Annotated in this window: 18 protein-coding genes; 12 read left to right on the top strand and 6 right to left on the bottom strand. The window is 71.1% G+C overall.

The window, feature by feature from the left end; genetic code table 11:
* Window positions 1-88: 88 nt before the first annotated feature.
* The 3 genes from PGN16_RS18240 (at window position 89) to PGN16_RS18230 (ending at window position 2,600) form a co-directional block, all read left to right on the top strand.
* A complete protein-coding gene (locus PGN16_RS18240; RefSeq protein WP_335310777.1) occupies window positions 89-997 on the top strand; it encodes an alpha/beta fold hydrolase in 909 nt (302 codons plus the stop codon).
* Between the two features lie 124 nt (window positions 998-1,121).
* Window positions 1,122-1,307, top strand: coding sequence for a hypothetical protein (locus PGN16_RS18235; protein WP_335310776.1), 186 nt, complete (start codon window positions 1,122-1,124; stop codon window positions 1,305-1,307).
* A gap of 111 nt (window positions 1,308-1,418) precedes the next feature.
* Window positions 1,419-2,600 carry a GGDEF domain-containing protein gene (locus PGN16_RS18230; RefSeq protein ID WP_335310775.1) on the top strand — a complete coding sequence of 394 codons (1,182 nt, stop codon included), beginning with the start codon at window positions 1,419-1,421 and terminating at the stop codon, window positions 2,598-2,600.
* A gap of 27 nt (window positions 2,601-2,627) precedes the next feature.
* On the opposite strand, the gene PGN16_RS18225 is transcribed toward PGN16_RS18230, so the two are convergent.
* Both PGN16_RS18225 and PGN16_RS18220 read right to left on the bottom strand, forming a co-directional pair.
* Window positions 2,628-3,848 carry a pyridoxal-dependent decarboxylase, exosortase A system-associated gene (locus PGN16_RS18225; RefSeq protein ID WP_335310774.1) on the bottom strand — a complete coding sequence of 407 codons (1,221 nt, stop codon included), beginning with the start codon at window positions 3,846-3,848 and terminating at the stop codon, window positions 2,628-2,630.
* Window positions 3,845-5,344 (bottom strand): AMP-binding protein, encoded by a 1,500-nt coding sequence (locus tag PGN16_RS18220; protein ID WP_335310773.1) that lies wholly within the window; start codon window positions 5,342-5,344, stop codon window positions 3,845-3,847. The genes PGN16_RS18225 and PGN16_RS18220 overlap by 4 nt, the downstream gene beginning before the upstream one ends.
* A 98-nt stretch (window positions 5,345-5,442) precedes the next feature.
* On the opposite strand from PGN16_RS18220, the gene PGN16_RS18215 reads away from it, so the two are divergent.
* Complete coding sequence (locus PGN16_RS18215; protein WP_335310772.1) at window positions 5,443-5,715, top strand: acyl carrier protein; 273 nt, start codon at window positions 5,443-5,445, stop codon at window positions 5,713-5,715.
* A 149-nt stretch (window positions 5,716-5,864) separates the two neighbouring features.
* Here PGN16_RS18215 and trxB read toward each other — a convergent pair whose 3' ends face one another.
* Window positions 5,865-6,833 carry a thioredoxin-disulfide reductase gene (gene trxB, locus PGN16_RS18210; protein ID WP_335310771.1) on the bottom strand — a complete coding sequence of 323 codons (969 nt, stop codon included), beginning with the start codon at window positions 6,831-6,833 and terminating at the stop codon, window positions 5,865-5,867.
* 79 nt (window positions 6,834-6,912) lie between these two features.
* Between trxB and PGN16_RS18205 the strand changes: the two genes are divergently transcribed.
* On the top strand, window positions 6,913-8,298 hold the full coding sequence (locus PGN16_RS18205) for a leucyl aminopeptidase family protein (RefSeq protein WP_335310770.1): 1,386 nt from the start codon (window positions 6,913-6,915) through the stop codon (window positions 8,296-8,298).
* Between the two features lie 261 nt (window positions 8,299-8,559).
* Here the strand turns inward: PGN16_RS18205 and tpiA are convergent, their stop codons facing one another.
* On the bottom strand, window positions 8,560-9,303 hold the full coding sequence (gene tpiA / locus PGN16_RS18200) for a triose-phosphate isomerase (protein WP_335310983.1): 744 nt from the start codon (window positions 9,301-9,303) through the stop codon (window positions 8,560-8,562).
* Between the two features lie 110 nt (window positions 9,304-9,413).
* Here tpiA and PGN16_RS18195 point away from each other — a divergent pair, with 110 nt between their 5' ends.
* Window positions 9,414-11,348, top strand: a complete 1,935-nt coding sequence (locus PGN16_RS18195) for a peptidylprolyl isomerase (RefSeq protein WP_335310769.1) — start codon at window positions 9,414-9,416, stop codon at window positions 11,346-11,348.
* Window positions 11,329-12,846, top strand: a complete 1,518-nt coding sequence (locus PGN16_RS18190; protein ID WP_335310768.1) for an anthranilate synthase component I family protein — start codon at window positions 11,329-11,331, stop codon at window positions 12,844-12,846. Before PGN16_RS18195 ends, PGN16_RS18190 begins: the two co-directional genes overlap by 20 nt.
* 54 nt (window positions 12,847-12,900) lie before the next feature.
* On the opposite strand, the gene PGN16_RS18185 is transcribed toward PGN16_RS18190, so the two are convergent.
* Together PGN16_RS18185 and PGN16_RS18180 are read right to left on the bottom strand one after the other, a co-directional pair.
* Window positions 12,901-13,959: an NAD(P)H-dependent flavin oxidoreductase gene (locus PGN16_RS18185; RefSeq protein ID WP_335310767.1), complete on the bottom strand. Its 1,059-nt coding sequence runs from the start codon at window positions 13,957-13,959 to the stop codon at window positions 12,901-12,903.
* Window positions 13,960-14,044: 85 nt separating this feature from the next.
* On the bottom strand, window positions 14,045-14,482 hold the full coding sequence (locus PGN16_RS18180; protein ID WP_335310766.1) for a hypothetical protein: 438 nt from the start codon (window positions 14,480-14,482) through the stop codon (window positions 14,045-14,047).
* Between the two features lie 157 nt (window positions 14,483-14,639).
* Between PGN16_RS18180 and PGN16_RS18175 the strand changes: the two genes are divergently transcribed.
* The 5 genes from PGN16_RS18175 to PGN16_RS18155 are packed head-to-tail and all read left to right on the top strand — an operon-like array spanning window position 14,640 to window position 18,647.
* A complete protein-coding gene (locus PGN16_RS18175) occupies window positions 14,640-15,230 on the top strand; it encodes an anthranilate synthase component II (protein WP_335310765.1) in 591 nt (196 codons plus the stop codon).
* Window positions 15,227-16,222, top strand: coding sequence for an anthranilate phosphoribosyltransferase (gene trpD / locus PGN16_RS18170; protein ID WP_335310764.1), 996 nt, complete (start codon window positions 15,227-15,229; stop codon window positions 16,220-16,222). The genes PGN16_RS18175 and trpD overlap by 4 nt, the downstream gene beginning before the upstream one ends.
* Window positions 16,219-17,004: an indole-3-glycerol phosphate synthase TrpC gene (gene trpC / locus PGN16_RS18165; protein ID WP_335310763.1), complete on the top strand. Its 786-nt coding sequence runs from the start codon at window positions 16,219-16,221 to the stop codon at window positions 17,002-17,004. The genes trpD and trpC overlap by 4 nt, the downstream gene beginning before the upstream one ends.
* Window positions 17,005-17,475 (top strand): cyclic pyranopterin monophosphate synthase MoaC, encoded by a 471-nt coding sequence (gene moaC, locus PGN16_RS18160; RefSeq protein ID WP_335310762.1) that lies wholly within the window; start codon window positions 17,005-17,007, stop codon window positions 17,473-17,475.
* Window positions 17,472-18,647, top strand: a complete 1,176-nt coding sequence (locus PGN16_RS18155) for a molybdopterin molybdotransferase MoeA (protein ID WP_335310761.1) — start codon at window positions 17,472-17,474, stop codon at window positions 18,645-18,647. The genes moaC and PGN16_RS18155 overlap by 4 nt, the downstream gene beginning before the upstream one ends.
* Window positions 18,648-18,660: the final 13 nt, after the last annotated feature.

Here is an 18,660-nt window from a genome sequence, read left to right as displayed (position 1 = left end):
CCGGAAACGTTGCATTAATGTGACAAGCGGCACAAGGACGTCATCCACTTTCACGGAGTCACATTCGGGAGGCGCAACGGAGCAGGCAATGGCATCGACGACGGCAAACGGTATCCAGATCGAATATGAGGACGAAGGGCCGCGCGACGGCCAGCCGATCCTGATGGTGATGGGCCTGGGGGCCCAACTGGTCCGATGGCCGCAGGCGATGGTCGATGCGCTGGTCGACCGTGGCTACCGCGTAATCCGCTACGACAATCGCGACGTCGGCCTCTCCACAAAGTTCGATGAGTGCGGCGCGCCGCATATCGTGTGGACCGCGATGCAGATGCAGTTCGGGCGCGTGCCCGCAGTGCCGTACACGCTCACCGACATGGCGCAGGACGCGATCGGCCTGCTCGATGCGCTGGGAATCGACCGCGCGCATGTCGTCGGCGCCTCGATGGGCGGGATGATCGCGCAATTGATCGCGTCGCGCTGGCCGGAACGGGTCCGCACGCTCACCTCGATCATGTCGACCACCGGTCATCCGTCCTGCTCGCGGCCGACGATGCGCGCCACCGCCCTGCTGCTGCGCCATCCGAAAAGCGACGACATCGAGGCGATCGTCGCGCACGGTACGATGGCCGGGCGTGCGGTCGGCGGACGCTTTCCGATCGAGGACGCGATCATGGCCGATCGGATCCGCGCCGAAACCTTGCGCAACCGCTGCCCGACCGGGTTCCTGCGGCAAATGGCGGCGATCATCGCCGATGGCGACCGCACCGATCGCCTCCGCCGCATCACCGCTCCCACGCTGGTGATCCACGGCAGCGACGATCCGCTGGTGCCGGTCGCCGGCGGCCGCGCCACCGCACAGGCGATCCAGGGCGCGCGGCTGCTGGAGATCGACGGCATGGGCCACACGCTCCCGCCCGAGCTGGTCGATCCGATCGTCGAAGCGATCGACGACCACATCCGTCATCGCCGTCGCGACCCGATCCCGCAGGCGGCGTAATCCGCGCGAGGCGTGGCTGCCCCCCGCCGCGCCACCGCGAGCGACAAGCGTGAAGGACGGGATCGACCGACGCGACCAGGCGCTATAGTCTTCGCGCATCGCCGGTCGCAACGAAAGGACGCGCATGTTCGTCGATTTCCGCGATCAACCGCCACCCCCGCCCTGGCAGCCACGGCGTGCCCGACAGCGGCTGACGCGGCGGCAGGTAAAGGCGCTGGCGGCGATCATCGGCTTCAACGTCATCCTGTTGATCGTCGCGCCGATCGGTGGGGCCACACTGATCGGCGCGTTGGCAATGCTGTTTCGATAAAGTAACGAAATTTTATAACAATACTAGCACTTCCCGCCACTTGCCGCTTGCGTCAAGCTGGCGATATAGGGTTCGGATCGCGCCGGGGGGCAGCGATTCGGGGGGAATCCGGTGACGCTGGACGTGGCCACGCTGTTCATCGCCAGCACGGCGATCGAAGCCGTCATGGCGCTCTATTTCTGGACGCTGTGGCTCGGCCATCGCGGTCGACGGCTGCCGCTGTGGGTGGCGTGCTCGATCACTGCCGGGGTGGCCGGCTGCATCTGCTACATGTTGCGCGGCATCGCGGCGGATTGGCTGGCGATCTGGGCGGCACAGGTCTGCTTCATCCAGGTCTTCGCGTTTTTGTGGGCCGGCGTGCGGCTCGTCCACGGGCATTCGCATCCGCCGCTCGCGATATGGGGCGGATCGCTGGTCTGGACCGCTGCCTGCCTGATCCCCGCCCTGTTCGCGGCCGAGGCGCTGCGCAACGTCGTGGCGACCTTCGCCTTCACCGCTTATTGCCTCGCGATGACCGCGGAGTTGCTGCGGCCCGCCAACGGTCGCGCCGCGCCGCCGCGCGTGCTTACCGCGATACTGCTGGTGCTCGTGTCGACCTCGTCGCTCGCGCTCGCCGCCTATACCGCGACGCACAGCGCGATCGTCACGCCGCTCGCCAGCCGCAGCCAGCTTCCCGCGGTATGGCTGCTGCTGTACACCGCGATCTACATCACGCTGATCCTGTCGCTGACCACGCTGGAACTCGGCAACGAGGCGCAGCGTCAGCGTGAGGCCGCGACCACCGACTCGCTGACCGGGCTGCTCAACCGCCGCGCCTTCATGGAGCAGGCGACGCCCGCGTTGGTGGGGACCGGCGGCACCACCTTGCTGATGCTCGATCTCGATCATTTCAAGCAGGTCAACGATCGCTGGGGCCATTCCGCCGGTGACCGGGCGCTGGTGCTGTTCGCGGGCGCATTGCTCGACACCGCCGGCCGGGTCGCGGGCGCCGTCCCCGCCCGGATCGGCGGCGAGGAATTTGCGGTCCTGCTGCCGGGACATTCGCGTGAGGAGGCGGTGGCGCTGGCGCACCGGATCGCCGCCCGCACGCGCGAACTGCGTCACACCCCGGACGCGCATCCGCTCACGGTCAGCATCGGGCTGGCGGACAATGACCCGGGGCGACCGTCGCTGGACGACCTGCTCGCCGCTGCCGATCGCGCGCTCTACCGCGCGAAGAGCGGCGGGCGCGACCGGCTGGAGATCGACGGCGGCGTCGGCGCGCCAACGCTTGTCACCGGGCTCGCCGCCTGATCCATCCGCGGGCGCGGCGATCAACCCTCAAACCACGATCTCCGTCGGCGCGGGATGCCCGAGAAAGGCCGTCGGGCTCGCCGTCGCGCCATAGGCCCCGGCGAGGAAGATCGCGATCACCTCACCCACCGCCACGGCCGGCAAGGCCACCCGATCCCCCAGCCGATCGAGCGGCGTGCACAGGCAGCCGACCACCGACACCTCGCCCTCGGCCGTCGCGCCCATCCGCCCGGCCACCGCGAGCGGATAGTTGCGCCGCACCACCGTTCCGAAATTGCCGCTCGCCGCCAGTTGGTGATGAAGCCCGCCGTCGACGACGACGAACGTCTCGCCCCGGCTCTGCTTCACGTCGATGACCTGCGTCAGATAGACGCCCGCCGCCGCCACCAGCCAGCGCCCGAGTTCGATCGCGAACCGGCTGTCGCGCAGCACCTCACGGCGCGCCGCCAGCGCCTCGCCCAGCGCCGCCCCGACCGACGCGACATCCAGCGCCACGTCACCCGCGAAGTACGGCACCCCGAACCCGCCGCCGAGATTGACCAGCGGCGGCACCGCCCCCGCCTCCTCGGCCAGCTGCGCGGCAAGCGCCAGCGTCGCCGCCTGCGTCTCGATCACCGCGCCGGCATCCAGCGCCTGCGACCCGGCGAAGATATGGAACCCCCGCCAGTCCGCGCCCGCCGCGATCAGCTCGCGCACCACCGGAGCGGCGTGTTCGGCATCGATCCCGAAGGGCGAGGCGCGACCACCCATCTTCATGCCCGACCCGCGCAATTCCAGATCGGGGTTCACCCGCACCGCCAGCCGCGGCACGATCCCGAGCCGCTCGCCCGCCGCCAGCGCGCGCCGCGCCTCGCCTGCCGATTCGAGATTGATCGTCGCGCCCGCCGCGATCGCCGCCGCCAGCTCGTCGTTGCGTTTGCCCGGCCCCGCGAAGCTGATCGCCGCGCCCGGTTTCACCGCCAGCGCGCGCGCCAGCTCACCCGCCGAGGCGACGTCCAGCCCGTCGACCAGCGGCGCAACCCGCGCCAGCAACACCGGCAACGGATTGGCCTTGATCGCATAATGCAGGTCGACCGCCACCGGCATCGCTTCGCGGAACCGCGCCACCTGCGTCGCGACCAGCGCCGCGTCATAGACGAACAGCGGCGAGCCATACGCTTCGACCAGCGCCGTCGCGTCGTGCCCGCCGATTATCAGCGCGCCAGTCTGCGCGGCAAAGGCCGGCGGGATCGGTCCCATCGGCTTCATACCCCCGCCTCCCGCACCGCCGCCGCGATCGCCGCGCGGTCCAGCTTGCCATTGGCATTGCGCGGCAGTTCGGCACGCCACGCGATCCGCGCCGGCTGCATATAGGCGGGCAGCTCGCGCTTCAGCCGCCCACGCAACGCCGGCTCATCCGCCGAGTCGCCGCGCGCGACCAGCACGATCGCCTGCCCCAGACGCGCGTCGGGAACGCCGACCGCCACCGCCTCCGCGGTTTCCGGACCGGCAGTCGCAGCCTCCTCGATCTCCTGCGGGCTGATGCGATGCCCGGCGCTCTTGATCATCTCGTCATCGCGCCCGACGAAGCGCAACAGCCCGTCGCCGTCCGCCACCACTGTGTCCCCCGACCACACCGCCGTCCCGCCATATCGCGATTTAACCGGTGCCGGCCGAAAGCGTTGCGCGGTCCGCTCGGCATCACGCCAATAGCCCTGCGCGACCAGCGGCCCGGCATGGACCAACTCGCCCGGCTCCCCCGCCGCGGCCAGCGTCCCGTCGCGCCGGACGACCAGCACCTCCGCAAACGGCACCGCACGCCCGATCGAATCGGGATGCGCGTCGACCAGGTCGGGATCGAGATAGGTCGAGCGAAACGCCTCGGTCAGCCCGTACATCGGAAACAGCCGCGCCGCCGGGAACCGCGCGCGCAGCGCCCGCACCATCGTCGGCGTCAGCGCGCCGCCCGAATTGGTCAGCCGGCGCAACTGCCCGGCCACCACATCGGGCCATTCGCTCTCCAGCAGCTGCGTCCACAGCGGCGGCACCCCCGCCAGCGTCGTCGCCCCAACCCGCGCCACCGCCTTCACGACGTCGCGCGGCGTCAGATAATCGAGCGGCGCGACCGCCGCCCCCGCCGCCCAGGTCGAAAGCAGCTGGTTCTGCCCGTAATCGAACCCTAGCGGCAGCACCGCCAGCACGCGGTCGTCGGGCGCGATCTCCAGATAATGCGCGACCCCGACCGCCCCCAGCCACAGGTTCGCATGGCTGAGCATCACCCCCTTCGGCCGCCCGGTCGACCCCGAGGTATAGAGCAACGCGACCAGTGCATCGGGATCGGCCGCCGACCGCGGCAAAGCATCGCCCGCCCGCGCCTCGGTCACGACGCGGCAGCCGTCCGGCACGTCGCCCGGCTCCAGCGTCGCCGCGCGCGCGTCCTGCGTCAGCAGCAGCGCCGCCTCGCTGTCGGCGAGGATATGCGCGACCTGCGCGCGCCGCAGCACCGGATTGACCGGCACATGCACCAGCCCGGCGCGTGCCGCCGCCAGCGGCATCCAGCACGCCACCCGCGTCTTCGGCAGCCACGTCGCGACCCGCGCGCCGGCCGCAAGCCCGAGCCCGGCCAGCCACCCCGCCAGCCGCGCGACCGCGTCTTCGGCGGCGGCATAATCGACCACGCCCTCGCGATCGATCAGCGCGGGCGCGTGCGGCTGCCCACGCAGCACATGGTCGATCGGGCGCGGCGTAGCATCAGGGGACACCATGAGAGTGGCTTCTAGGCTCAGGCGTTGCGGAATCCACCCCTTGCGCCTAACGCGACGCCGGCTTGCCGCCGGATTAATGCGGCGAAGGTGGAGGTTGCGTGATTCCCGAAGGCACGAGCGAAATCGAGACGACCGTGCGCGCGGTGCTGGTCGACGTGCTGGCGCTCGCCCCCGAGCGCGTCGCGGCCTTCCGCGCCGACACGCCGCTGTTCGGCGCGCTGCCCGAACTCGATTCGATGGCGGTGGCCGGCGTGCTCACCGAGCTGGAGGACCGGCTCGGGATCGTCATTGAGGACGACGAGGTCGACGGTGAGATGCTCGAAACGTTCGGCGCACTGGTGACCTTCGCCGCCGGCAAGGCGCTGGTTTAAGTCGCTCCATCGCCGAACGCCGTCATCCCGCGCAGGCGGGGACGACGAACCTAGCCGTCGCCCCGGCCTTGAGCCGGGGCCCCGCTTCTTCTTGGCCACAGAAGTAAGAAGCGGGACCCCGGATCAAGTCCGGGGTGACGGGAAAACAACTATTCCGCCGCTTCCCTGACCGCCTCGAACTCAGCCGCCGCGAGGAATCGCTCGGCATCCAGCGCCGCCATGCACCCGGTCCCTGCCGCGGTCACCGCCTGGCGATAGACCTTGTCCATCACGTCGCCGCACGCGAACACGCCGGGCACGCTGGTGCGCGTCGAGCCGGTCTCGACCGCGATATAGCCGTCCTCGTCGAGCGCGAGATGCCCGCGGAACAGCTCGGTCGCCGGATGGTGCCCGATCGCCACGAACCCGCCCTCGACGTCGATCCGCGAAGGCGCGCCGGTGACGGTGTCCTCCAGCTCCAGCGCCACAAGGCCCGCAGTCCCGCCGCCATCGACGAACGCGCGGACTTCCTTGTTCCACAGCACCTTGATACCCGGATGCGCGAACAGCCGCTCCTGCAGGATCCGCTCCGCGCGCAGCGTGTCGCGGCGGTGGATCAGCGTCACGTCGTCGCTGTGGTTGGTCAGGTACAGCGCCTCCTCGACCGCGGTATTGCCGCCGCCAATCACCGCCACCTTCTTGCCGCGATAGAAGAAGCCGTCGCACGTCGCGCAGGCGCTGACGCCCTTGCCCTTCATCGCGTCCTCGCTGTCGAGCCCCAGCCACTTGGCCTGCGCGCCGGTCGCGATCACCAGCACCTCGCCCTCGTAGACGTCGCCGCCGTCACCGATCAGCCGGAACGGGCGCGACGTCAGGTCGACCTCGACGATCGTGTCCCACATCAACCGCGTGCCGACATGCTCGGCCTGTGCCTGCATCTGCTCCATCAGCCACGGCCCCTGGATCACCTCCTTGAAGCCGGGATAATTTTCCACGTCGGTGGTGGTGGTCAGCTGGCCGCCGGGCTGGATGCCCTGCACCACGATCGGCGCCATTCCGGCGCGCGCGCCGTAGATCGCGGCGGACAGCCCGGCCGGGCCCGAGCCCAGGATCAACATGCGAGTCGAATGTGTCGTCATGCGCGCGATGTAGGATGGTGCGCCGTTCAAGGGAACCGCGCGCGTTGCGCCCCGCCCCAAGTCCTGCTTTGGTCCCGCGATGACCGACTTTAGCGCCCTGCTCCAGCCCGATCGCGGCCAGCCCGCCCGCGACATCCACGTCGTCCACCCCGACCGCTTCGCCGACTGGCTGGCCGGGCAGCCGATCCGCGTCCGCACCGCGATCACCGCCAACAAGGTCACCGGGCGCGCCGGCAATCGCGCGATCCTGCCCGGCGAGGCGGCGGACGACTGGGCGATGCTGCTGGTCTGCGACGAGCCGCTCGACTCGCCGTGGCGGATCGCCTCGCTCGCCGACACGCTCCCGGAAGGCACGTACCGCCTCGCCGACGGCGGCGCGACCGGCGCGGCGGGGCTCGGCTGGCTGCTCGCCCAGCATCGCTTCACCCGCTATCGCAAGGTCGAACCCGCCGCGCCGCGCGTGCTGCTCACCGCCGACGTCGCCGCGATCGACGAGACCGTCCGCCTCGCCGCCGCCATCGCGCGCGTCCGCGATCTGGTCGACACCGGCGCGAGCGACCTCGGCCCCGCCGAGCTGGAGGCGGAGGCCGACGCGCTTGCCGCACAGCATGGCGCGACCGTCACCGTGACGCGCGGCGACGCGCTCGCCACCGGCTATCCGATGATCCACGCGGTCGGACAGGCGGCGAGCAAGGACCGCGCGCCACGGCTCATCGAACTCGAATGGGGCGATCCGTCTGCGCCGCGCGTCGCACTGGTCGGCAAGGGCGTCTGTTTCGATTCGGGCGGGCTGGACATCAAGCCGTCGGCGGGAATGCGGCTGATGAAGAAGGACATGGGCGGCGCCGCGCACGCGCTCGCGCTCGCCGCGCTGGTGATGCAGGCGCGGCTCAGGGTGCGGCTCCACCTGCTGATCCCCGCCGTCGAAAATGCCATCGCCGGCAACGCCTTCCGCCCCGGCGACGTGCTGACGACGCGCAAGGGGCTGACGGTCGAGAACACCAACACCGATGCCGAAGGCCGGCTGATCCTCGGCGACGCGCTGACCAGAGCGGTCGAGGGCGCGCCCGACCTGCTGATCGACTTCGCGACGCTCACCGGCGCGGCACGCGTCGCGCTCGGGCCGGACCTGCCCGCGACCTTCGTGCAGGACGAAACCCTCGCGACCGAGTTGCTCGCGTCCGGGACGACGGTCCACGATCCGCTGTGGCGACTGCCGCTATGGGACGGCTATGACGACATGCTCAAGTCGGACGTGGCCGACATGGTCAACGCCCCCGACGGCGGCTTCGCGGGTTCGATCACCGCGGCCTTGTTCCTCCGCCGCTTCGTGCCCGCCAACCTGCCATGGGCGCATCTCGACACCTTCGCATGGCGTCCATCGGCGCGTCCGGGGCGCCCGAAGGGCGGCGAAGCCTATGGCCTGCGCGCAACATGGGCGCTGCTGAAGAAAAGGTTCGGCTGATCGACCACGTCATCCCGGACGTGATCCGGGATCCCGCTTCGTCCTGCCCGACCGTCAAGAAGAAGCGGGGCCCCGGATCAAGTCCGGGGCGACGTGGAGGGAGGCACGCGCCAGCCCCAAGTCCCGTCACCCCTGCGCAGGCAGGGGCCCATGTCTGCATCGTGCCGCGAAACTTCTGACACACGGACCATCACCCCTGTGTCAAACCGCCCAAAGCACGAAACAGTCATAGGCCCCTGCCTCCGCAGGGGCGACGGTGCCTTATCCGACCGCCGCCTCGATAATCGGCACGAACTTCGCCGCGCTCAAACTCGCCCCGCCGACCAGCGCACCATCGACATCCGGCACCGCCATGATCGCGCGCGCGTTGTCGCCGGTCACCGACCCGCCGTACAAGATCCGCACCCCGTCCGCCGCATCGCCGATCAGCTGCCGCATCTTGGCCCGCGCGATCGCGTGGATCGCCGCGATCTCCTCAAGCGTCGGCGTCCGCCCGCTCCCGATCGCCCAGCGCGGTTCGTAGGCGATCGTCAGCCAGTCGCCATGCGCCTTCTCGGGCAACGACTTCTCGATCTGCGCCTGCACCACGCGCTCGGCCCGCCCCGCGTCGCGCTCCGCCCCCGTCTCGCCACAGCACAGGATCACCGACAGCCCGTGGCGATGCGCCGCCGCCGCCTTCGCCCACGCGTCCTGACTCGTCTCGTTCTGATACTCGCGTCGCTCGGAATGGCCGACGATCGTGAAGCGCGCGCCCGCTTCGCGCACCATCGCCGCCGAGACGCTGCCGGTATAGGCACCGCTCTCCGCCTCGTGCACATCCTCCGCCCCGATCGCCAGCCCGGGCACGCGCTGCGCGGCCGGCGCGATCAGCGTCGCCGGCACCGCCACCGCCACGTCGACCTCGGGCAAGCGCGCCGCCGCCGCCGCCACCGCATCCAGCTCCGCCAGCAACGCCAGATCGCCGTTCATCTTCCAGTTGCCCGCCACCAGCTTGCGCCGCACGATCGTGTCTCCCCGTTGAGTTGTTAAACCTGTTATACGACCGCGCGGCTTGATGCCAGCCGGACCTGTGCCTAAAGCGGCGAGCTTCACTCCTGTCCCGGTCTGCCTCTTCCATGCTCAGCTTCCTCCGCGGCATCATCCATTCGAAGGTCGGCATGATCGTCACCTTCGGCATCCTGATCGTGATCGCACTGGCGTTCGCGGCCGGTGACGTCACCGGTCTGGCGAGCGGCGGGGGTATTCTCGGCCACCCGCTGGCGGCGGTCGACGGCGAGAAGGTCACCGCGGACGACATCCGCCGCCGCGCGCAGGACGAGATCCGCAGCGCCCGCCAGCAGCAGCCCGATCTCGACATGGCGACCTTCGTCCGCGCCGGCGGCGTGGAGAGCCTCATCACCCGCTCGCTGACCGGGCTGGCGCTGGAGACGTTCGGTGAGGAACAGGGAATGCGCGTCAGCCGCGCGTTGGTCGGCAGCGAGCTGAAGGCAATCCCGGCCTTCGCGGGCGCGACCGGCCAGTTCGACCAGCAGGCGTATCTCCGCCTGATCGCGCAGCGCGGGATGACCGATGCGCAGGTCCAGCGCGAGATTGCGCGCGAGACGATGGCGCAGTTCCTGATCGTGCCGACGGTCGGCGCCAGCCAGGTGCCGCAACGCCTCGCCCTGCAATACGCCTCGTTACTGCTCGAACGCCGCGCCGGTCAGGCGGCGCTGATTCCCGCCAGCGTGTCCGGCCCCGCGCCGACCGACGCCGAAGTGCAGGATTGGTACAAGCGCAACGTCGCGCGCTACACCACGCCCGAGCGCCGCGTGATCCGCTACGCTTTGGTCACCCCGCAGCAGGTCGCCGCGCAGGCGGTGCCCAGCGACGCCGAGATCCAGAAGGCCTATGACGCCGACAAGGCGAAATACGCCCCCAAGCCGCTCCGCGACGTGACGCTGGCGACCGTGCTCGACCAGAAGGCTGCGCAGGCGCTCGCCGACAAGGTCAAGGCCGGCACCCCGCTCGCCACCGCCGCGCGCGCCGCCGGGCTGGAAGCGCGCACGATCACCGCGGTCGAGCAATCCGCGCTCGCCACCCAGACCTCGCCCGCGGTCGCCGCCGCGCTGTTCGCCGCCGCGCAGGGCAATGTCGTCGGCCCGGTGCGCGGTGCGATCGGCTTCGTCGTCGCGCGCGTCGAGAAGGTCACGCAGGACCCCGGCAAGACGCTGGCGCAGGCCCGCCCGGAGATCGTCGCCGCGCTGACCAAGCAGAAGGCGAACGACGCGATCGGCAAGATCCGCGACGCGGTCGAGGATGCGCTGGCCGACAACGCCAACATCGCCGAGGTCGCGCGCGACCAGAAGCTCAACGTCCAGGCCACCCCGGCGGTGCTGTCGAGCGGCATCAACCCCGATCAGCCGCAGGCGCAGCCCGACGCGACGCTCGCCCCGGTGATCGCCGCCGGCTTCGCGGCCGAGGACGGCGACACGCCGACGACGGTCGGCATCGGGCAGGACGGCGGCTTCGCGATCGCCGCGCTCGACCGCATCGTCCCCGCCACCCCGATCCCGCTCGCCCAGGCGCGCGCGAAGGTGGTCGCCGATCTCACCGCCGATCGCGCGCGCCGCGCCGCGCAGGCCGCCGCCAACGCGATCGTCGCCAAGGTCAACGCCGGCACCCCGCTCGCCGCGGCCGTCGCACAGGCGGGCGTCAAGGCACCGGTCGAGCGCGTCGAGGCGACCCGCGCGCAGATCACCGCCAATCAGGGGCAGGTGAACCCGGTGCTCGCGATGATGTTCGGGATGAAGCAGGGCAGCGCGCGCGCGATCCAGGCGCCCGACGGGCGCGGCTGGCTGGTGCTGCGCGTCGAGCAGATCGTACCCGGCGACGCCAGCAAGCAGCCCGCCGCGATCCAGGCGGCCCGCGCCGATCTCGGCCGCGCGATCGGCGGCGAATATGCACAGCAATTCGCCAACGCCGTCGCCGCCGCGCAGGGCGCCAAGCGCTACCCCGACGCGATCGCCCAGCTGAAGAAGGACCTCGTCGGTGGCGACGCCGGACAGTGACGCCCCCGAAGCGGCGGCCGCGGCGCTTGCCGCCGGCCGCCCGGCGCTCGTCTGGCGGCGGCGGATCGCCGACACCGAGACACCGGTCGCCGCCGCGCTCAAGCTGATCGAGCCCGGCCGCGGCGACTTCCTGCTCGAATCGGTCGAGGGCGGCGCAGTGCGCGGTCGCCACTCGATGATCGGCCTCGCCCCCGATCTCGTGCTGCGCGCGCAAGGCGACCGCGCCGAAATCAACCCGCGCTGGCTGGAGGATCGCGACGCCTTCGCGCCCTGCGCCGCGCCGACGCTGGCGGCATTGCGCGACCTCGTCGCCTCGATCCGCATGGACCTGCCGCCCGAACTGCCGCGCGCGCTGGCGTGCCTCGTTGGCTATTTCGGTTACGAGACGATCGGGCTGGTCGAAAAACTCCCGCAGCCCGAACAGGATGCGCTCGGCCTTCCCGACCTGATGTTCGTGCGCCCGACCGTCATCCTGATGTTCGACCGGCTCGCCGACGAATTGTTCCTCGTCGCGCCGGTCTGGCCCGACGCCGCGCACACCCCGGGCGACCAGATCGCCGCCGCCGAGGACCGCCTTGATGCGGTCGAGGCCCGCCTCGCCGCCGCCGCGCTCCCGCCGCGCGCCCGCGCCGAGCTGACCGAGGTTGCGCTCGCCCCGACGCTCCCTCCGGGTCGCTATGCGGAAATGGTCGCGCGCGCGCAGGACTATATCGCGGCCGGCGACATCTTTCAGGTCGTGCTCGCGCAGCGCTTCACCGCGCCCTTCCCGCTCCCGGCGTTCGAGCTGTATCGCGCACTGCGCCGCATCAACCCGTCGCCGTTCCTCTACCATCTCGACCTGCCCGGCTTCGCGCTCACCGGATCGAGCCCCGAGATCCTCGTCCGCGCGCGCGACGGCGAGGTCACGATCCGGCCGATCGCCGGCACCCGCCCGCGCGGCAAGACCGCGCTGGAGGACGCCGCCAACCGCGACAGCCTGCTCGCCGACCCCAAGGAGCGCGCCGAACATCTGATGCTGCTCGACCTCGGCCGCAACGACGTCGGGCGTGTCGCCTCGCCCGGCACGGTGCAGGTGACCGACAGCTACGGCATCGAATTCTACAGCCACGTCATGCACATCGTCTCGAACGTCGTCGGCCGGCTCGCGCCCGAGCATGACGCGATCGACGCTTTGTTCGCAGGCTTCCCGGCCGGCACGGTCAGCGGCGCGCCCAAGGTCCGCGCCTGCCAGATCATCGCCGAACTCGAGCCCGAGAAGCGCGGCGCCTATGCCGGCGGCGTCGGTTATTTCTCCCCCGACGGGTCGATGGATTCGTGCATCGTCCTGCGCACCGCGGTGATCAAGGACGGGACGATCCACGTCCAGTCCGGCGCGGGCATCGTCGCCGACAGCGAGCCGGCCTATGAACAGCGCGAATGCGAGGCCAAGGCCGGCGCCCTCCTCGCCGCCGCGCGCGAAGCGGTGCGGCACGCGTCGACGCCCGACTTCGGCCAGTAAGCCCCTTACGTCATCCCGGGCTTGATCCGGGATCCCGCTTCTTCCTGCCCGCCATCACCGCCGGCAGGCTGCCAGCTCCTCGCCGAGCGTGCGGACAAGCGCCGCCGCCGGCATCGCCCGCGCGAGCGGCGCGCCCTGCCCCGCCCATTGCGCGCCGTAGCCATGCTCGCCCCTCGCCACCGCGGCGGCATGGAGCGCCTTCCCCGCGTCATAGGCGATCGGATAATCGGGGGGCCGCCGCCCCGCGACCTGCTCACCCAGAGCGGTGAAGCGATTGGCCAGCGCCCGCGCCGGCCGGCCCGAGATCAGCGAGGTGAGCACGGTGTGATACCCACCCTCCCCCGCCAATGCCGCCCGATATCCGTCGCTCGCCGCCGACTCGGGACAGGCGATGAACGCCGTCCCGAGCTGCGCCGCGACCGCACCCAGATCGAGCGCGGCGGCGATCCCCGCGCCATCCATGATCCCGCCCGCCGCGACCACCGGCAGCGATGTCGCGCGCACCAGCAGCCGCGTCAGCGCGACCGTCCCCAGCGCATCGTCCGGCGCTTCGGTATCGAACACCCCGCGATGCCCGCCCGCCTCGATGCCCTGCGCCACGACCGCATCGATCCCCGCCGCCGCGATCCGCCGCGCCTCGTCGAGACTGGTGGCGGTCGCCATCGTATAGATGCCACGCGCCCGCAGCGCGCCGATCACATCCGCGCCCGGCACCCCGAAGTGGAAGCTGACCACCGGCGGCGCGACCTCCAGCAGCATCGCCAGCATGTCGGGATCGTCGGCAAAGCTCCGGTAGATCTCGCGCAAGGCGTTCGGCGGCACCGCGCCATATTCCGCGAACACCGGCGCGAGCCATGCCAGCCACGCCGCCTCGCGCGCCGGATCGGGCGTGGCGGGGCGATGGACGAACAGATTGACGTTGAACGCGCGCACGGTCCGTTCCCGCACCTCTGCGATCATCGCGCGCGCGGCGACCGCATCGACGGCACCGACGCCGATCGACCCGAGTCCGCCCGCCTCCGACACATGCGCCGCGAGCGTGGGTGTCGCGACGCCCGCCATGGGCGCCTGGATCAGCGGCAGATGGAGCTTCAGCCGATCAACAAACGACATGCCAACCTACCTGACGGAGCGAGAACATCATCTCCGTCAAACCGGACCCGATCCCGCACCCCGCTCCTTCTTGCCGAACCGCCGTTCACCGTCCGCCGGGGATCATCGAATCGTTCTTCTCCGCCGCGCGCCGCTCGGCCGCCCACGCGCGGTTCATCATCAGCGCGCAGCCGGTCTGCCCGCCCGAGCCGACCGGCGAGCACGTATCGGGCAGCCCGCCCGCGACGCGGCTCACCTGATCGGCGGTCGCCACGCGATTGGTCCAGGCCTGATTCTTCGCCGCCGGCTCGGCGCTGTCGCGCAACTGCTTGGGAATGCGATATTGTTCCTCGGGGTTGAGGCGGCTGCACACCACCACTTCGTCCCCCTGCGCAACCGGGCACTTCTCTTCGCCCTCCAGCGTCACGCTGCGCACCCGCTGCGGCGCGCGCCCGGTATCGCCCGCCGACTGCACCTGCGCCATGGCCCCGGTCGGCAGCACCAGCATCGCGGCACTCAGCAGGGCGATCATCGGACGGCGCATCGTCTTTCTCCTTGGTCCCGCGAACGCGCGGAGCGGCGCTTTTCTCCGCGCGGCGCTTTGCCCTGCCATGACGAATCTTTGCGCCGTTGCAACATTCCTTCGGTGTGCCGGGTCGCTCGGCGGTTGCGGTCGGCGGCGCATCGGCTATGGCGGGCGGATGATCCTGGTGGTCGACAATTACGACAGCTTTACGTGGAACCTGGTCCATTACGTGATGGAACTGGGCGCAGAGGTTCGCGTGGTCCGCAACGACGCGCTCACCGCCGCCGAGGCGTTGGCGAGTGGGGCGCAGGCGATCCTGATCTCGCCCGGTCCCTGCACGCCCAACGAAGCGGGGGTCAGCCTCGACCTCGTCGCCGCCTGCGCGGAGGCACGTCGCCCGCTGTTCGGCGTCTGCCTCGGCCATCAGGCGATCGGCCAGCATTTCGGCGGCAAGGTCGTGCGCGGCGGGCTGATGCACGGCAAGACCTGCCCGGTCGCGCATGACGGCACCGGCGTGTTCGCCGGCCTCCCCTCGCCGTTCACCGCAACGCGCTACCACTCGCTGATCGTCACCGACGTGCCCGACTGCCTCGTCGTCAACGCCACCGCCGGGGATGCGTCGGTGATGGGGCTGCGCCACCGCGAGCTGCCGATCCACGGCGTGCAATTCCACCCCGAGAGCATCGCCACCGAGCACGGCCACGAGCTGATCGCCAATTTCCTGCGACTCGCGGGCGTCAACCATGCGGGGCGGATCGCCGCGTGACGACCGTCGCGTTGCTGCCCGATCCGTCGTCGCCGCTCGCGCGCGAGTCGGCGGCGCAGGCGTTCGCCGACATCCTCGACGCGAAGACCAGCGAGGAAGCAGTCGCCGACTTCCTGATCCGCCTCGCCGAGCGCGGCGAGACCAGCATCGAGATCGCCGAGGCCGCGCGCGCGCTGCGTCAGCGGCTGATCCCGATCGCCGCCCCCGCCGATGCGATCGACGTCTGCGGCACCGGCGGCGATGGCCAGCACACGCTCAACGTCTCGACCGCGGTCAGCCTCGTCGTCGCGGCGTGCGGCGTGCCGGTCGCCAAGCACGGCAACCGCGCCGCCTCGTCCAAGGCCGGCGCGGCCGACACGCTCGAGATGCTCGGGCTCGACATGGAGCGCGCCGGGGCACAGGCCGAGGCGACGCTCCGCGAGCTGGGCATCTGCTTCCTGTTCGCCGCCAACCATCACCCTGCGATGCGCCGCATCACCCCGATCCGCCGCAAGATCGGGCGGCGGACGATCTTCAACCTGATGGGCCCGCTCGCCAATCCGGCGCATGTCACCCGCCAGCTGATCGGCATCGCGCGCCCGGACTATGCGCCGATCTTCGCCGAGGCGCTGGACCAGCTCGGCAGCGACGCCGCCGCGGTCGTCGCGGGCGAGGAAGGGCTCGACGAGATCTCCGGCGCCGGCCCGACGCGCGTCGTGACGGTCGGGGCGGTGCCGCTCCCCGCGCGGATCGTCCCCGAGGATGCCGGGGTCGCGCGCCACCCGACGATCGCGATTCGCGGCGGCGATCCGGCCTATAACGCCGCCGCGCTCCGCCGCCTGCTCACCGGCGAACACGGCGCGTACCGCGACGCCGTGCTGCTCAACGCCGCCGCCGCTTTGGTGCTCGCCGGCTGCCAGACCGAGCTGCCCGCCGCCGCGGCGCAGGCGGCGGAGGCGATCGACGCCGGCCACGCCAACACGCTCCTCGATCGCTGGATCGCCTGGTCATGACCATCCTCGCCGACATTTGCGCGACCAAGCGCCGCGAGGTCGCCGCGCGCAAGGCCGCGACCTCGCTCGCCGACCTGACCGCGCGCGCCGCCACGCAGAGCGCCCCGCGCGGCTTCCGCGCCGCGCTCGACGCGACCGTCCCCGCCGGCCGCCACGCGCTCATTGCCGAAATCAAGAAGGCCAGCCCGTCCAAGGGGCTGATCCGCGCCGACTTCGATCCGCCCGCCCACGCCCGCGCCTATGCCGAAGGCGGCGCGACCTGCCTGTCGGTGCTTACCGACGCGCAATATTTTCAAGGCAATGAGGAGTATCTGATCGCGGCGCGCGCCGCCTGCGACCTGCCGGTGCTCCGCAAAGATTTCACCGTCGACCCGTGGCAGGTCGTCGAGGCGCGCAGCATCGGTGCCGACGCGATCCTGCTGATCGCCGCCGCGATCGACGATGCCTGTATGGCCGAGTGCGAGGCCGCCGCGATCGAACAGGGGCTCGACGTGCTCGTCGAGGTCCACGACGCCGAAGAGATGGAGCGCGCCGCCCGCCTCAAGACGCGTCTGATCGGGGTCAACAACCGCGACCTGCGCACCTTCGCGGTCGACTTCCGCCGCACCTACGAGCTGATCGCGCACGCGCCCGCCGGCTGCACCTTCGTCGCCGAAAGCGGCCTCACGGCCCGCGCCGATCTCGACGAACTCGCCGCGCATGACGTGCACTGCTTCCTGATCGGCGAAGCGCTGATGCGCCACGCCGACGTCGCCGCCGCGACCCGCGCGATGGTCGGCTAGGTGACGACGCTCACCCATCTCGACGCCGACGGTGCCGCACACATGGTCGATGTCGGCGACAAGGCCGTCACCCGTCGCGAGGCGGTCGCGACCGGCACGATCATCATGTCCGACGCGGCGCTGACCGCGATCCGCGACGGCGCGGTGAAGAAAGGCGACGTGCTGGCAGTGGCCCGCATCGCCGGGATCATGGCCGCCAAGCGCACCAGCGACCTTATTCCCCTGTGCCATCCGCTCCCGATCACGCGCGTCTCGCTCGATCTTGAACCGGTGGAAGACGGCATCACCGCCACCGCAACGGTCGCGACCGATGGCAAGACCGGGGTCGAGATGGAGGCGCTGACCGCGGTCTCCACCGCGCTGCTGACCGTCTACGACATGGCGAAGGCAATCGACAAAGCGATGACGATCAAGGACATCCGCCTGCTCGAAAAGCGCGGCGGCCGCTCCGGCGACTGGCGCGCGCCGTGACGCTGCTCCCGGTCGCCGTGGCGCAGGCGCGCGTCCTCGCGCTCGGCCGCCCGGTCGACACAGTCGAAGTGCCGCTCGATCAGGCGCTTGGCCGCTGGGCCACCGCCCCGGTCATCGCCCGCCGCACCCAGCCATCGACCGATCTCTCGGCGATGGATGGCTACGCCCTGCGCTTCGCCGACTTGCCCGGCCCCTTCCGCGTGATCGGCGAAAGCGCTGCCGGTGCGCCCTTTTCCGGCACGGTCGGCGCGGGCGAGGCGGTCCGGATCTTCACCGGCGCGTCGATGCCGCCGGGCGCGGACACCGTGCTCGTCCAGGAAGAAGCCGCGCGGGACGGCGACACGCTCACGCTCGACGGCGAAGGCCCGGCGCATCCCGGCCGCAACGTCCGTCGCCGCGGGCTCGATTTCGCCGAGGGCGACGTGCTCGTCGAGCGAGGTCAGCGGCTTACCCCCGCGCGGCTGGCGGTCGCCGCGACCGGCGGGGTCGCACGGATCACGGTCGCGCGCCCGGTTCGCGTCGCGCTCGCCGCCACGGGCGACGAACTGGTCGAGCCCGGCACGCCCGGCGATGCGCTCCCCGAGTCCAACCGCCTGCTGCTCCGCGCCTTGCTCGCGGGCAGCGGCGTCGAGATCGTCGACCTCGGCATCCTCCCCGACCGGCTCGACCGGCTGACCCAGGCGTTCGCGACCGTCGACGCCGACGTCCTCGTCACCACCGGCGGCGCATCGGTCGGCGACCACGATCTCGTCCGCCCCGCGCTGCTTGCGGCGGGCACGACGCTCGATTTCTGGCGGATCGCGCTGCGCCCCGGCAAGCCGATGCTCGCCGGGCGGCGCGGCGCCATGGCGGTGGTCGGCCTGCCCGGCAACCCGGTGTCGGCGTTCGTCACCGCGCTGCTGTTCGTGCGCCCGCTCGTCGCGCATCTCGCCGGCGCGCGCGAACCCTTCCCGCCCGTTTCCCGCGCCTTACTGGGCGAGGACCTGCCCGCCAACAACGAGCGCACCGACTATCTGCGCGCCGAACTGCGCGACGGTCGCGCCTTCGCTTCGACCATTCAGGACAGCTCGATGCTGCGCACGCTGGCGCGCTCGACCTGCCTGATCGTGCGCGATCCGCACGCCCCGCAGGCACGCGCGGGCGACTCGGCGGAAATCCTGATGATCGCTTGACGGACAGCGCTAT

Origin of the sequence: Sphingomonas phyllosphaerae (assembly GCF_036946485.1) — a bacterium.
In the GTDB taxonomy this organism is placed as follows: domain Bacteria; phylum Pseudomonadota; class Alphaproteobacteria; order Sphingomonadales; family Sphingomonadaceae; genus Sphingomonas; species Sphingomonas phyllosphaerae_E.
The sequence above is the reverse complement of the archived record's forward strand: the minus strand, read 5'-3'. Positions and strand labels throughout refer to the sequence as shown.